The 14015-nt window shown below is 53.7% G+C and carries 12 protein-coding genes; all 12 read right to left on the bottom strand.

From position 1 onward, the window contains the following. Window positions 1–73 precede the first annotated feature (73 nt). Window positions 74–805, bottom strand: coding sequence for a 23S rRNA (guanosine(2251)-2'-O)-methyltransferase RlmB (gene rlmB, locus QZF50_RS09915; RefSeq protein ID WP_001293282.1), 732 nt, complete (start codon window positions 803–805; stop codon window positions 74–76). A gap of 179 nt (window positions 806–984) precedes the next feature. Continuing rightward, a complete protein-coding gene (gene rnr / locus QZF50_RS09920) occupies window positions 985–3426 on the bottom strand; it encodes a ribonuclease R (protein WP_000076316.1) in 2442 nt (813 codons plus the stop codon). A 38-nt stretch (window positions 3427–3464) separates the two neighbouring features. Next, entirely contained in the window at window positions 3465–3890 is a 426-nt protein-coding gene (gene nsrR, locus QZF50_RS09925) for a nitric oxide-sensing transcriptional repressor NsrR (RefSeq protein ID WP_001177639.1), read from the bottom strand. A 204-nt stretch (window positions 3891–4094) separates the two neighbouring features. Next, window positions 4095–5393 carry an adenylosuccinate synthase gene (purA, locus tag QZF50_RS09930; protein ID WP_000527955.1) on the bottom strand — a complete coding sequence of 433 codons (1299 nt, stop codon included), beginning with the start codon at window positions 5391–5393 and terminating at the stop codon, window positions 4095–4097. A 103-nt stretch (window positions 5394–5496) separates the two neighbouring features. Beyond that, window positions 5497–5694 (bottom strand): DUF2065 domain-containing protein, encoded by a 198-nt coding sequence (locus QZF50_RS09935; protein WP_001089295.1) that lies wholly within the window; start codon window positions 5692–5694, stop codon window positions 5497–5499. 81 nt (window positions 5695–5775) lie between these two features. After that, the gene (gene hflC, locus QZF50_RS09940) at window positions 5776–6780 is read right to left on the bottom strand and encodes a protease modulator HflC (protein WP_001232412.1); all 1005 of its coding nucleotides are present in this window, start codon (window positions 6778–6780) and stop codon (window positions 5776–5778) included. A 2-nt stretch (window positions 6781–6782) separates the two neighbouring features. Continuing rightward, window positions 6783–8042 (bottom strand): FtsH protease activity modulator HflK, encoded by a 1260-nt coding sequence (gene hflK / locus QZF50_RS09945; protein ID WP_061892637.1) that lies wholly within the window; start codon window positions 8040–8042, stop codon window positions 6783–6785. 85 nt (window positions 8043–8127) lie between these two features. Continuing rightward, entirely contained in the window at window positions 8128–9408 is a 1281-nt protein-coding gene (gene hflX, locus QZF50_RS09950; RefSeq protein ID WP_000460360.1) for a ribosome rescue GTPase HflX, read from the bottom strand. Between the two features lie 75 nt (window positions 9409–9483). Continuing rightward, entirely contained in the window at window positions 9484–9792 is a 309-nt protein-coding gene (hfq, locus tag QZF50_RS09955) for an RNA chaperone Hfq (protein ID WP_001051883.1), read from the bottom strand. Between the two features lie 85 nt (window positions 9793–9877). Beyond that, window positions 9878–10828: a tRNA (adenosine(37)-N6)-dimethylallyltransferase MiaA gene (miaA, locus tag QZF50_RS09960; protein WP_001280345.1), complete on the bottom strand. Its 951-nt coding sequence runs from the start codon at window positions 10826–10828 to the stop codon at window positions 9878–9880. Next, window positions 10821–12668: a DNA mismatch repair endonuclease MutL gene (gene mutL, locus QZF50_RS09965; protein ID WP_001542593.1), complete on the bottom strand. Its 1848-nt coding sequence runs from the start codon at window positions 12666–12668 to the stop codon at window positions 10821–10823. The genes miaA and mutL overlap by 8 nt, the downstream gene beginning before the upstream one ends. Before the next feature lie 9 nt (window positions 12669–12677). After that, window positions 12678–14015, bottom strand: coding sequence for an N-acetylmuramoyl-L-alanine amidase AmiB (amiB, locus tag QZF50_RS09970; RefSeq protein ID WP_000990321.1), 1338 nt, complete (start codon window positions 14013–14015; stop codon window positions 12678–12680).

The raw sequence follows: 14015 nt of genomic DNA on the forward strand, positions 1-14015 counted from the left end.
ACGTAATTATCTTACCAGCTATAGACAAAAAAAAACCATCCAAATCTGGATGGCTTTTCATAATTCAGACGAACTAGCTGCGCTGACGAACCGCTTCAAATAAGCAAATTCCGGTTGCAACCGAAACGTTCAGGGAAGAAACACTTCCTGCCATTGGGATGCTGATCAACTCATCGCAATGTTCACGGGTCAGGCGACGCATACCTTCACCTTCCGCGCCCATCACCAGCGCCAGGCGTCCGGTCATTTTGCTCTGATAGAGTGTATGATCCGCCTCGCCTGCCGTACCGACGATCCAGATATTCTCTTCCTGCAACATACGCATGGTGCGCGCAAGGTTAGTCACCCGAATCAGTGGAACGCTTTCTGCCGCGCCGCAGGCTACTTTTTTCGCCGTAGCGTTGAGCTGTGCGGAGCGATCTTTCGGCACAATCACCGCGTGAACGCCAGCAGCGTCCGCGCTACGCAGGCACGCGCCGAGGTTGTGCGGATCGGTTACACCGTCGAGGATCAGCAGGAACGGTTGATCGAGCGAAGCGATCAGATCCGGCAGATCATTTTCCTGATACTGACGTCCTGGCTTCACGCGGGCGATAATGCCCTGATGCACGGCACCGTCGCTTTTCTCGTCGAGATATTGGCGGTTTGCCAACTGGATAACCACGCCCTGAGACTCAAGGGCGTGAATCAGCGGTAACAGACGTTTATCTTCACGGCCTTTTAAAATAAAGACTTCCTGAAAACGTTCAGGGGCGCGCTCCAGCAGGGCCTGCACTGCGTGGATGCCGTAAATCATTTCGCTCATTAATGTACTCGTTGTTTACGTTTTGCCTGATGCACTACGTTTATCCGGCCTACATGATCTCTGCAATATATTGAATTTGCGTGATTATGTAGGCCGGATAAGGCGTTCACGCCGCATCCGGCATGAACAAAGCGCATTTTGTCAGCAATCTAACCCTCTTCTTTTAAAGAGGGTATTGATCACTCTGCCACTTTTTTCTTCGCCGCACGCTTCGCTTTGGTCGCTGCGGCTATTTTCTGCGTTTTCGCCGATGGCTTTTTCGCTTTTCTCGCGTCTTTCTTCGCCGCTTTCGGCTTCGTTTTTTTCTCACCGCGGAAGGCGCTGTCTGGCTCAAAGTTTACCTTTTTACCGACCTGACGACGCTTGCCGCCTTTTTTGCCTGCATCGCCTTTTTTCGCTTTCTCGCGCGCCGTTTTACCGACGTTGCGCGGTGCGCGTTCACTGGAGATCAGACTAAAGTCGATTTTGCGCTCGTCCATATTAACCGCTTCGACGCGAACTTCCACGCGATCGCCCAGGCGATAAGTCTGGCCGCTGGATTCCCCCATCAGGCGTTGCCCTACCTGGTCAAAGCGATAGTAGTCATTGTCCAGCGAAGAGACATGGACCAGACCATCAATGAACAAGTCGTCCAGACGGACGAAGAAGCCAAAGCCAGTGACGCTGGAAATTACGCCTTTAAAGACGTTACCTACCTGGTCGAGCATGAAGTCACACTTCAGCCAGTCAGCGACATCGCGCGTTGCTTCGTCGGCACGACGTTCCGCCATCGAACAGTGCTGACCCAGTTGCAACATCTCTTCCATCGAATAATGGTAGCCGCCGGTTTCAGTGGTGTTGCCCTGATGCCCCTGCTCTTTCGCCAGCAGATATTTAATGGCGCGGTGCAGCGTCAGGTCAGGATAACGACGAATCGGCGAAGTAAAGTGCGCATAGGACTGCAATGCCAGACCGAAGTGACCACGGTTTTCTGGATCGTAAATCGCCTGTTTCATCGAGCGTAGCAGCATGGTTTGCAGCATTTCTGCATCAGGACGGTCGGCAACCGACTCCAGCAGTTCCGCGTAGTCACGCGGTTCCGGCTTGTTACCACCCGGCAGCTCCAGCCCCAGCTCCGCCAGCACTGAACGGAAAGAGGTAATCGCTTCGGTGCTCGGCTTGTCGTGAATACGGAACAGTGCCGGTTCTTTCGCTTTCTCAACGAAACGCGCCGCCGAGATATTCGCCAGAATCATGCACTCTTCAATTAATTTGTGCGCGTCGTTACGCTGGGTCTGTTCGATACGTTCAATACGGCGTTCAGCGTTGAAAATGAACTTCGCTTCTTCGCTCTCAAATGAGATCCCACCGCGTTCTTCACGGGCTTTATCCAGCACTTTATAGAGGTTATGCAACTCTTCGAGATGCTTAACCAGCGGGGCGTACTGCTCGCGCAGATCCTGATCGCCCTGCAGAATATGCCAGACTTTGGTGTAGGTCAGACGCGCGTGAGAGCTCATCACCGCTTCGTAGAATTTGTAGCCCGTCAGGCGGCCTTTCGACGAAACCGTCATCTCGCACACCATACACAGGCGGTCTACCTGCGGGTTGAGCGAGCACAGGCCGTTAGAGAGCACTTCCGGCAGCATCGGGATAACCTGCGAAGGGAAGTACACCGACGTACCACGGTTACGCGCTTCTCTGTCCAGCGGCGTTGGCGGACGCACATAGTAGCTGACGTCGGCAATCGCGACCCATAAACGCCAGCCGCCGCCGCGTTTTTTCTCGCAGTAAACTGCATCGTCAAAGTCACGGGCGTCTTCGCCATCAATGGTGACCAGCGGTAAATCGCGCAAATCGACACGGCCCGCTTTTGCTTCTTCCGGCACTTCTTCTTTCAGCCCGGCAACCTGTTGCTCAACAGCCTGCGGCCAGATGTACGGAATTTCATGGGTACGCAGAGCGATATCAACCGCCATGCCGGTGCCCATATTGTCGCCCAGCACTTCGACGATTTTACCCACCGCTTTGGTGCGGCGAGTCGGACGCTGAGTCAGTTCGACTACGACCACAAAGCCCATCCGCGCGCCCATGATCTGATCGGGCGGGATTAAGATATCGAAGCTCAGACGGCTATCGTCAGGAACCACAAAGCCGACGCCCGCTTCAGTAAAGTAGCGACCAACAATCTGGCTGGTTTTTGGCACCAGTACGCGGACAATACGCGCTTCACGACGACCTTTACGGTCAGCGCCCAGCGGCTGCGCCAGCACCTGATCGCCATGAATGCAGGTTTTCATCTGCTCGCTGGAGAGATACAAATCATCTTTACGCCCTTCAACCCGCAGAAAGCCGTAGCCATCACGGTGGCCAATAACGGTACCTTTCACCAGGTCGAGGCGTTCCGGCAGCGCATAGCACTGACGACGAGTGAAGACCAGTTGACCATCGCGCTCCATCGCGCGCAGGCGGCGACGCAGGCCTTCAAGCTGCTCTTCGCCTTCAATGTGCAGTTCTACCGCCAGCTCATCACGGCTGGCCGGTTTTTCACGTTTGGTTAAATGTTCGAGGATAAATTCCCGACTAGGGATGGGATTCGCGTATTTTTCAGCTTCGCGTTCCTGGAAAGGATCTTGTGACATCTCGGTTCCTCCGTTGTCATCTCTGATGAAGATTTTCGTCACTCCACCAGCAATAATTTATAAAGCGGTTGATTCTCTTCAACCAAATCGGCAAGCGTGTAGTTATCCAGTTCCGTAAGAAAACTTTGCACGGCCTTAGAAAGCGCCTGTTTCAACCGACAGGCAGGTGTAATGTGGCAAAACTCACTGCTGCAATTCACCAGCGATAAGGGCTCCAGCTCGCGCACCACATCACCAATACGTATCGCACTCGCCGGTTTACCCAGGCGAATGCCGCCATTTTTTCCACGAACAGCAGTCACGTAGCCGGCACGACTAAGTTGATTGATTATTTTGACCATATGATTACGGGAGACGCCGTAGACGTCAGTCACTTCAGAAATACTGGTCATCCGCCCTTCTGGCAATGACGCCATGTAGATCAGCGCACGTAATCCGTAATCAGTGAAACTCGTTAACTGCACATCAACCTCAAAAGGGAAATCGGGAAAAAATACATTTATATTGATGATAAACCAGCCACAAGCTGTGTCGCTAATTTATTTCAGTTCGGGGAAGGAAAAAAGCGAGGATTTAACACTGTGTCGGATAGCGTAATGGCTTAACCGACACAGCAATGTATCACACTGTTAGCCCGGCAGGCAAAATATCTGCCAGGCGTACCAGAATTACGCGTCGAACGGATCGCGCAGAATCATGGTTTCAGTACGATCCGGACCGGTAGAGATGATATCGATCGGCACACCAGTCAGCTCTTCAATACGCTTGATGTAGTTCAGCGCCGCCTGCGGCAGACCGCTACGATCTTTCACGCCGAAGGTGGATTCAGACCAGCCCGGCATGGTTTCGTAAATCGGCTCTACACCTTTCCAGTCGTCAGCTGCCAGCGGAGTGGTAGTCACTTCGCGACCATCCGGCATACGGTAAGCCACGCAGAGTTTAACCTCTTTCAGGCCATCCAGAACGTCCAGTTTAGTCAGGCAGAAGCCAGACAGGGAGTTCAGCTGTACCGCACGACGAACGGCAACGGTGTCCAGCCAGCCGGTACGACGACGACGCCCCGTAGTTGCGCCGAATTCGTTACCCTGCTTGCAGAGGAACTCGCCAGTTTCATCAAACAGTTCGGTCGGGAACGGACCTGCACCTACACGAGTGGAGTAAGCTTTGAGGATACCCAGAACGTAATCAACATAACGCGGGCCCAGGCCGGAACCGGTCGCCACGCCACCAGCAGTGGTGTTGGAAGAAGTTACGTACGGATAAGTACCGTGGTCGATATCCAGCAGCGTACCCTGCGCACCTTCAAACATGACGAAATCGCCACGCTGACGCGCCTGGTCGAGCAGGTCAGAAACGTCAACCACCATAGAAGTCAGGATGTCGGCAACAGCCATCGTATCATCCAGAACTTTCTGGTAATCAACCGCTTCAGCTTTGTAGTAGTTAACCAACTGGAAGTTGTGATATTCCATCACTTCTTTCAGTTTTTCAGCGAAGGTTTCTTTGTCGAAAAGGTCGCCAACACGCAGACCGCGACGTGCTACTTTATCTTCATAAGCAGGCCCGATACCACGACCGGTGGTGCCGATCGCTTTCGCGCCACGCGCTTTCTCACGCGCGTTATCCAGCGCAACGTGATAATCAAGGATCAGCGGACATGCTTCAGACAGCAGCAGACGCTCACGAACGGGGATGCCACGGTCTTCCAGTTCTTTCATCTCTTTCATCAGCGCGGCCGGAGACAGCACAACACCGTTACCGATGATGCTGGTTACATTCTCGCGGAGAATACCTGATGGAATAAGATGGAGAACGGTTTTTTCACCGTTGATTACGAGAGTATGGCCTGCGTTGTGACCGCCCTGGTAGCGTACAACATATTTAGCCCGTTCAGTCAGAAGATCGACGATCTTACCTTTACCTTCGTCACCCCATTGGGTGCCCAGTACGACGACGTTGTTACCCATTTTTCAAAATCACCGTTTGCTTAAAAATGGATTCTACCATCGCTTTTTCAGAGTTACAGCACTTTTTGCACTCAAAAATGACCTCGATCAGTCTGTTTTTTGTTCAGCCAATCGTTTTCCTCAACATGTAGTAGACCACAACGCCCGCAACCACAAGTCCACCGCCAAAACGACGTAAAATATTATCGGGCAAATTGGTCATCGCAGAGATCATCTTCTTCCATGCCTTCGGGTAAAGCATCGGCCCTAAACCTTCCAGTACCAAAACCAGGGCAAGCGCCAGCCAGATTGTCGAATTCATTCATTATCCTTATAGAAAAAGAAAACCACCGACATCCCTGAGGATGCGGTGGCTTTATTGACCTGTACCGCAGTCGTTATATTAACGCGTTGCGGAAGTCGGCGTCTTCATGTAGCGGAAGAAATCGCTATCCGGGCTCATGACCATCACGTCCTGATTGCCAGAGAAGCTGTTCTCATAAGCACGCAGGCTACGGATGAATGCGTAGAAGTCCGGATCTTTACTGAATGCATCAGCAAACAGTTTGGCTGCTTCGGCATCGCCTTCACCACGCATGATGCGGCCCTGACGCTCAGCTTCTGCCAGCGTTCTGGTCACTTCATAGTCGGCAGTCGCGCGCAGTTTTTCCGCTTCTTCCTGACCTTGTGAACGGTGACGACGCGCTACCGCTTCACGCTCGGCGCGCATACGGTTGTAGATCGCTTCAGACACTTCGGTCGGCAGGTTGATCTGCTTGATACGCACATCGACAACTTCAATACCCAGCGCCGCCATACTGTTCGGGTTGATGACCGGAACTTTGCCCTTCGTCTCAGCCGTTACGCGCTCTGCCGCTTCGGCAATGGCGTTATCTGCCGCCGGGGTAGTAACTTCATCTTCTGTACCCGCAGAACCGGAGTTCAGCGCGTCACGTACTTCGAGGGTCAGACGACCACGGGAATCGGTGACGATATCTTTCACGTCCAGGCGACCAATTTCAGAACGCAGACGGTCAGAGAACTTACGTTTCAACAGCACTTCCGCTTGCGAAATGTCGCCACCACCCGTTGCCAGGTAGTAACGGCTGAAATCGCTGATGCGCCATTTGATGTAAGAGTCGACGATCAGGTCTTTCTTCTCTTTGGTCACAAAGCGGTCGGCCTGGTTGTCCATGGTCTGAATACGTGCGTCGAGCATTTTCACCGTTTCAATGAACGGTATCTTGAAATGCAGACCAGGCTCATAAACCAAAGGTTTGTTGTCATCGTCACGCAGTACCTTACCAAAACGCAGCGTAATACCGCGCTCACCTTCTTTGACGACAAAGACAGACATGTAAAGCACTACCAGCACGATGATGATAATCGCGATAACTGACTTACGCATCGTTATTCCCCCTGACGCTGGTAGTCGTTACGCTGCGCGTTGGCGCGGCGTTGGTCCATAATATCGCCCTGACTGGTGGACGACGTGTTGCTTGCTCCACTGGTTGTGGAGGAAGAGGCTGGCGGCAGACGCAGCAGATTGCTGGCACCGTTATCGCTCTTCGCCGCAGGGGCGTTACCACCTTTCAGCATCTGGTCTAACGGCAGAACCATCAGGTTGCCACCTTTATCGTTAACCAGCACTTTGCGGGTGTTACCCAACACTTTTTCCATCGTCTCGATATACAGACGCTCGCGAGTAATTTCCGGCGCGGCTTTATATTCCGGCAGAAGTTTAGCAAAGCGCGCCACTTCACCCTGAGCTTCCAGGATGGTCTGGGCCTTGTACGCACGCGCCTCTTCGAGGATACGTTGCGCCTGACCGTTCGCACGCGGCTGAACTTCGTTGGTATACGCTTCTGCTTCACGAATGTATTGCTGTTCGTTTTCACGCGCGGCAATCGCATCGTCAAACGCCGCTTTTACTTCTTCCGGCGGACGAGCAGCCTGGAAGTTGACGTCCAGCAGCGTGATACCCATGTCATACGGACGAATCGTCTCTTCCAGTTCGCGCTGAGTATCGCTACGAATCACGGTACGACCTTCCGTCAGAATGCGGTCCATGGTGTATTTACCGATAACTCCACGCAGGGCGCTGTCGGTAGCCTGACGCAGGCTGTCATCCGGGCTGGTCACGCTATACAGATATTTTTCCGGATTGGTGACGCGGTACTGCACGTTCATCTCAACGCGCACTACGTTCTCGTCCGACGTCAGCATCACACCAGAAGCGGCCAGTTCACGCACGGCTTCCACGTTCACCGGTTTGACTTCGTCGATAAACGTCGGTTTCCAGTTCAGACCCGGCTCAACCAGATGGCTGAATTTACCAAAGCGTGTTACCACGCCGCGTTCGGCTTCTTTAATGGTATAGAAACCACTGGCCGCCCAGATAATGACAATCGCTGCCGCTGCGATGGTAACGACACGACCGCCAAGCTGCGGGCGCGGGCCTTGCGATGAACTGCCACCGCCAGATCCGGTGCCTTTACCGCCGCCCAGACCACCGAGCTTTTTGCTCAGTTTGCGGAAGATATCATCTAAATCAGGTAGCCCTTGATCGCGACCGCCTTTGTTTCCATTTCCCTCAGAGTTGCCGCCAGGTTTGCTGCTTCCCCACGGGTCGCGGTCTTGTCCGTTATTACCGGGCTGATTCCACGCCATGTTTGTGCTCCATATTTGTTATGCGGTGATCCCTGTTGTCTTTCGACGCCAGAGGATATGACTCCACGCTTCAGACGCTACGCCGTTAGATCAGGTAATCGATCAACGCCGGTTCTTGTTTACAGAGGCGACGCCAGTCAACGATCGGCATACGAACTTGCAGACTTACGCTGCCGTCCTCCTCCATCCACTCTTTTTCTATTGCCTGAAGCTGATAAAAACGACTTCTCAGACGCCCTTCCTGCGGTGGCAGACGCAATGTATGCTGCGCCACCTCGCCGGAAAGCCGCTCCGTCAAAGCCTGAAAAAGCTGTGGTATCCCCGCTCCGGTCTGTGCGGAAAGCCAGACACGGATCGGTTTGTTCTCTTCGTCCCGATCAATACGCGGTTCGAAATCTTCCAGCATATCGATCTTGTTCATCACCAGCAGGGTTGGGATCTCGTGAGCGTCGATCTCTTCAAGAACCGTATTCACCGCTTCGATGTTTTCTTGTACACGCACATCCGCCGCATCAATGACGTGCAGCAGTAATGTGGCTTGCCGCGTCTCTTGTAACGTGGCTTTAAATGCTGCAACCAGATCGTGCGGCAGGTGGCGAATAAACCCTACGGTATCTGCCAACACGGTTTCACCGACATCTGCAACGTCAATACGCCGCAACGTCGGGTCGAGGGTGGCAAACAACTGGTCTGCCGCGTAGACCCGCGCTTCGGTGATGCGATTGAAAAGGGTAGATTTACCGGCGTTGGTATATCCCACCAGCGAAACAGTAGGAACGTCGGCTTTGATACGCGATTGCCGCCCCTGCTCACGCTGCTTTTCAACTCTTTCCAGGCGCGACTGTATCTGCACGATGCGATTACGCAACAAACGACGGTCGGTTTCGAGCTGGGTTTCACCCGGACCACGCAAACCTATCCCGCCTTTCTGTCTTTCAAGGTGGGTCCAGCCACGCACCAGGCGCGTAGCCAGATGGCGCAGCTGCGCCAGCTCAACCTGCAACTTACCCTCATGGGTACGCGCACGTTGGGCGAAAATATCTAAAATAAGGCCGGTGCGGTCGATAACACGACACTCGCACAAACGCTCCAGGTTACGCTCTTGCGCCGGGCTCAGGGCATGGTCAAAAAGAACGACCGAAGCACCCGTCGCTTTGACAGCTTCCGCAATTTCAACTGCTTTACCTTCACCTACAAAATACTTTGGGTGCGGCGCTTTACGGCTACCGGTAATCACCTGCAATGCTTCGACACCGGCGGAAGAGACCAGAGATTCAAACTCCTGGAGGTCTTCCATATCTTTGTCTTGCGTAAAATAGATGTGTACCAGTACCGCCTGCTCACCAGCATCATAACGGTCAAACAAGCGTATAACCCTCTAAATAGATCAGCGGGGAACGCAGGATCGCTGGCTCCCCGTGTAAAAAAACAGCCCGAAACCTTATTCGGTTTCTTCGCTGTCCTGTTGCGCGGAAGTATTCTGCGCGCTGCTACCATGATGGTAGTTACTGCTGGTACCGCCACCGGCGTTGTTACTGTGATGAGAAACCGGACGAGACGGGACAACAGTAGAAATCGCGTGCTTGTAAACCATCTGGCTGACCGTGTTTTTCAACAGGATCACGAACTGATCAAAAGACTCGATTTGCCCTTGCAGCTTAATACCATTCACCAAATAAATAGAAACTGGAACACGTTCCCGACGCAGTGCGTTCAGGAACGGATCTTGTAAAGATTGCCCCTTAGCCATTCTCTCTTTTCCTTATATGCTTATTTGTACTTTGAACCTTTCGATTCTGAAAAAATTGCGCACGATACGTCTCAATTGTACACATTCAGCCTGCGATAGCACCAACAACCTGTAATACTTCGTCACGCGCCTGTTCTGGTTTTTCACTGTCAAGCCAGTGAACCCCTTCCCAACCACGCAGCCAGGTTATCTGCCGCTTCGCCAACTGTCTCGTGGCGCAAACACCTCGATAAACCATTTCATCGTATGAGATTTCGCCTTCAAGGTAAGACCACATCTGGCGATAACCCACGCAACGAATGGAAGGCAAGTCCGTATGCAAATCTCCTCGGGCAAAAAGCGCCCGGACTTCTGCTTCAAAACCTGAAGCCAACATCTGATGAAAACGCTGCTCAATGCGTTGATGGAGCAGTTCACGGCTCGCCGGGGCGATGGCGAACTGATGCACCTGATACGGTAGAGCGTCTCCTGACGTTTGCGTCAGTTCCGTTAAAGTTTTACCCGAAATGAAAAAAACTTCCAGTGCCCGGGAAAGCCTTTGTGGATCATTTGGATGAATCCTTGCTGCCGCAACCGGATCTACCTCCTGAAGTTGACGATGCAATGACTCCCAACCTTGCTCTGCCGCCTGTTGCTCAATTCTGGCCCGCACTTCCGGGTCTGCCGACGGTAGCGGCGACAACCCTTCCAGCAATGCCTTGAAATACAACATCGTACCGCCCACTAACAGTGGGATCCGCCCCGCCGCGGTGATATCGGCCATTTCCGCCAGCGCATCGCGGCGAAAATCAGCAGCCGAGTAAGCCTGCGACGGATCGCGAATATCCAGCAATCGGTGCGGCGCGGCGAGTAACTCTTCAGCGTTCGGCTTCGCCGTCCCGATATCCATCCCTTTGTAAATAAGGGCAGAATCAACGCTTATCAACTCTACTGGTAAAATTTTACGCAGCTCAATGGCTAACGCCGTTTTACCGGAGGCCGTCGGCCCCATCAAAAAAATCGCCTTAGGCAGGCTCGCCTTACTGATATCACTCATCTTTCAGGGCTTTTATCGCCGGATGTAAATCAACAGATTGTAACAGACCACCCGGCGGCGTTTTCACAAGTTGCGGACATAACCGTTCCACGTCCGCCAGCAGGGTTATGGCCTGTGCCATTGACCACTGCGCATGTTCGCTCATCAGATTTCGTGCAATCCACTGCGCAATATTGCCAGGTTCGAATACGGACTGCTTCGCCAGGTAGCCTATCAGTTCAGGAATCAAGATTTGTAAATTTTGTTGGCGTAAGGGTAAAGGCACGGCCCTGATGGTCACATGCTGTGCATCTGACTGGAAATCAATACCCAATTCCGCCAGGGCAGACTGCGCTTTTTCTAATGCCGATTTTTCTTCGGCAGAAACTTTTAGCCGCAACGGAATCAGCAGCGGCTGGGCGCAAACGGGCGCTTCACCCGGCGTCAATTGTGCCTGACGTAGCCAACGTTCTGCCACTGGCAAGGATAAAAGTGAAATGTTGCCATCGCGCTCCAGCAACGCACAGTCGGAATGGACGATAGTCAGTACCCGACCAAAACTCTGACTGTTCGCCGCAAGTGCAGGTTCCTGCGGTTCCGGCGCTTTTGGTTTTTGCATCGGCGCGGGCGTTTGCAAAAGCTGGCGATACACTTCACCTTGCTGTTTCTGGTAGCCTGGCTGCGCATTCGGCCAGGGGGCAGCCGGACGACTGCCTGAGGCGGGCGCAGGAGAGTAGCGCGGAGCTACCGGCTCACGAGCTGCCGGTTCTGCAAAGTGATTGCGCCCCGCCGCCACGCGGTTTTCCGGAATGGGACGCGGTGCAGGTTGGGGTTCATCGTCCAGCGGTAGCGGCGTTTCCAGTTGCTGTTGTAGCACGCTCAGCACGCCCTGATAGATAAAATCATGCACCAGACGCGACTGATGGAAACGCACTTCGTGTTTGGCGGGGTGTACGTTGACGTCCACCTGATGCGGGTCGATCTCCAGATACAACACAAACGCCGGTTGTTGATCGGCCCCCAGTTTGTCTTCGCAGGCCTGGCGGATCGCATGATTGATCAGGCGATCGCGCATCATGCGACCATTCACGTAGCAATACTGAATTTCCGCCAGTGCGGGCGTAGTGTGATTTGGATCGGCCACCCAGCCGCGCAGCGTGAGATCGCCGTGTTGCCATTCAATCGCCAGCGCTTGTTCGAGAAAAGCGGTGCCACAAATCGCGCCTAAGCGCCGTTCTTTTTGCCCGCCTTCCGGCACTGCGCGGTACTGACGCACAATTTTACCGTTATGCGACAGGTTGATCGTGACGTCGAAACGCGCCAGCGCAATGCGGCGGATGATTTCATCAATATGGCTAAATTCGGTTTTCTCGGTGCGCAGGAATTTGCGCCGCGCCGGGGTGTTGTAGAACAGATCCAGCACCTCCAGCGTCGTCCCCACAGGATGCGCCGCCGGTTTTACCGTCACGTTCATATCGCGCCCTTCGGCATAGGCCTGCCAGGCTTCCTGCTGTTCTGCGGTGCGTGAAGTGAGCGTCAGGCGGGAAACCGAACTGATACTCGCCAGCGCCTCACCGCGAAAGCCCAGGCTGATAATGGCTTCGAGATCGTCCAGAGAGGCGATTTTACTGGTGGCATGACGAGCCAGCGCCAGCGCCAGCTCATCTTTTTTGATACCGCAGCCGTTATCACGAATGCGGATAAGTTTCGCCCCACCGCGTTCGATATCAATATCGATACGCGTCGCACCTGCATCGAGGCTGTTTTCCACCAGTTCTTTGACTACCGACGCAGGTCGCTCGACCACCTCACCTGCGGCAATCTGGTTCGCCAGTTGTGGCGGTAAGACCTGAATTGGCATCAATCGTCCTTAGTTTGGCAGCGTGCGATCTGGCGTCGTCACCGTACTGGCAGTTTGTGCCGTTGCCCCCTGCGGCGCAGATTGCATCGGATGCGCAAGGAAATAATTGCGCAGGCCTTTGTAAATGGCTTCTGCCAGCTGTTGTTGGTAATCGTCGCTCGCCAGCAAACGTTCTTCGCTGTTGTTGCTGATAAAACCGGTTTCGACCAGTACTGACGGGATATCCGGCGAACGCAGAACGCCGAGACTCGCGTGTTCTGGTCGGCGTTTATGTATTTCGCCAATGCGTTGCAACTGACTGATCATACTGGTCGCTACATCATACCCTACCCGTTGGGAATGACCGAACTGTAAATCCAGCACCGCCTGGCTTAAATAGGGGTCAGACTGACTGTTCGCCAGCACATCACCCGCCCCACCCAGCAGCTCCGACTGTTTCTCGTGCTGCTCCAGCCAGCTGGCCATTTCGCTGTTGGCGCGACGGTTAGAGAGCACCCATACGGAAGCGCCAGTCGCACTGCGGTTCGGTGCGGCATCAGCGTGAATCGACACGAGGAAATTGGCGTTTTGCTTACGTGCCACATCACTGCGCCCCATCACCGAGATAAAGTAATCCCCGTCACGGGTTAAAACGCCCTTAAACATCGGATCGTCATTGAGCAAAGTACGCAATTTACGCGCGATGGCGATGGTGACATTTTTCTCCCGCGTACCACCGGGGCCGATAGCGCCAGGGTCCTGACCGCCGTGTCCGGCATCAATAGCGATGATAATTTTATCGCCAGTGTTAGCCGTCGCGCGCGCTGCCGGACGCGTTACCGTATTACTGCTGATAACACCCGTAGTGCGGTTACTTTCCGTTTTAAACGGATTGCGCGCCGGTTCGCTGACGCGCGGTGCGACAACCGCAGGCGTTTCAACGCGTTTCGCAACCACGGGCGGCGGAGGAGGAGGTGGCGGCGCATCGGCGTTAATCGTAAAGACGACAGTGTAATTGCTGCCATTCTGCCGCTTCACCGCTTCGGTTTTACCGTTTTCGGTAAGATCGACCACCAGCCGTAGCGTTTGTGCATCTTTAGGCGTTCCAGAGCGAATCGCCTTCACCAGATTATTGCCGCTGAACAACAACGGCAGTCCCTGAATCACGCCCGTTTGTTTGATATCGAGCGCCACGGTGCGTTTGCTTTGATGGCTAAACGCATAATCAGGATCGCCAATAAAACTCAACGTTATCCGCGCCTGTTGATTACCGTTAGAAACCTGAATATCAGAGAGCGTCGCGGCACCCACCGGCGTGCACAGCAGCAGCAGCGTCGCTACCAACCAATTTCTGATGCGATACATCAT

This window comes from uncultured Escherichia sp. (genome assembly GCF_948475835.1).
GTDB lineage: Bacteria > Pseudomonadota > Gammaproteobacteria > Enterobacterales > Enterobacteriaceae > ECMA0423.

Bases quoted from the DNA above. Each gene is read 5' to 3' on its own strand.
- rlmB (WP_001293282.1), bottom strand. From the start codon at position 805: ATGAGCGAAATGATTTACGGCATCCACGCAGTGCAGGCCCTGCTGGAG.
- rnr (WP_000076316.1), bottom strand. From the start codon at position 3,426: ATGTCACAAGATCCTTTCCAGGAACGCGAAGCTGAAAAATACGCGAAT.
- purA (WP_000527955.1), bottom strand. From the start codon at position 5,393: ATGGGTAACAACGTCGTCGTACTGGGCACCCAATGGGGTGACGAAGGT.
- QZF50_RS09935 (WP_001089295.1), bottom strand. From the start codon at position 5,694: ATGAATTCGACAATCTGGCTGGCGCTTGCCCTGGTTTTGGTACTGGAA.
- hflC (WP_001232412.1), bottom strand. From the start codon at position 6,780: ATGCGTAAGTCAGTTATCGCGATTATCATCATCGTGCTGGTAGTGCTT.
- hflK (WP_061892637.1), bottom strand. From the start codon at position 8,042: ATGGCGTGGAATCAGCCCGGTAATAACGGACAAGACCGCGACCCGTGG.
- hfq (WP_001051883.1), bottom strand. From the start codon at position 9,792: ATGGCTAAGGGGCAATCTTTACAAGATCCGTTCCTGAACGCACTGCGT.
- miaA (WP_001280345.1), bottom strand. From the start codon at position 10,828: ATGAGTGATATCAGTAAGGCGAGCCTGCCTAAGGCGATTTTTTTGATG.
- mutL (WP_001542593.1), bottom strand. From the start codon at position 12,668: ATGCCAATTCAGGTCTTACCGCCACAACTGGCGAACCAGATTGCCGCA.
- amiB (WP_000990321.1), bottom strand. From the start codon at position 14,015: ATGATGTATCGCATCAGAAATTGGTTGGTAGCGACGCTGCTGCTGCTG.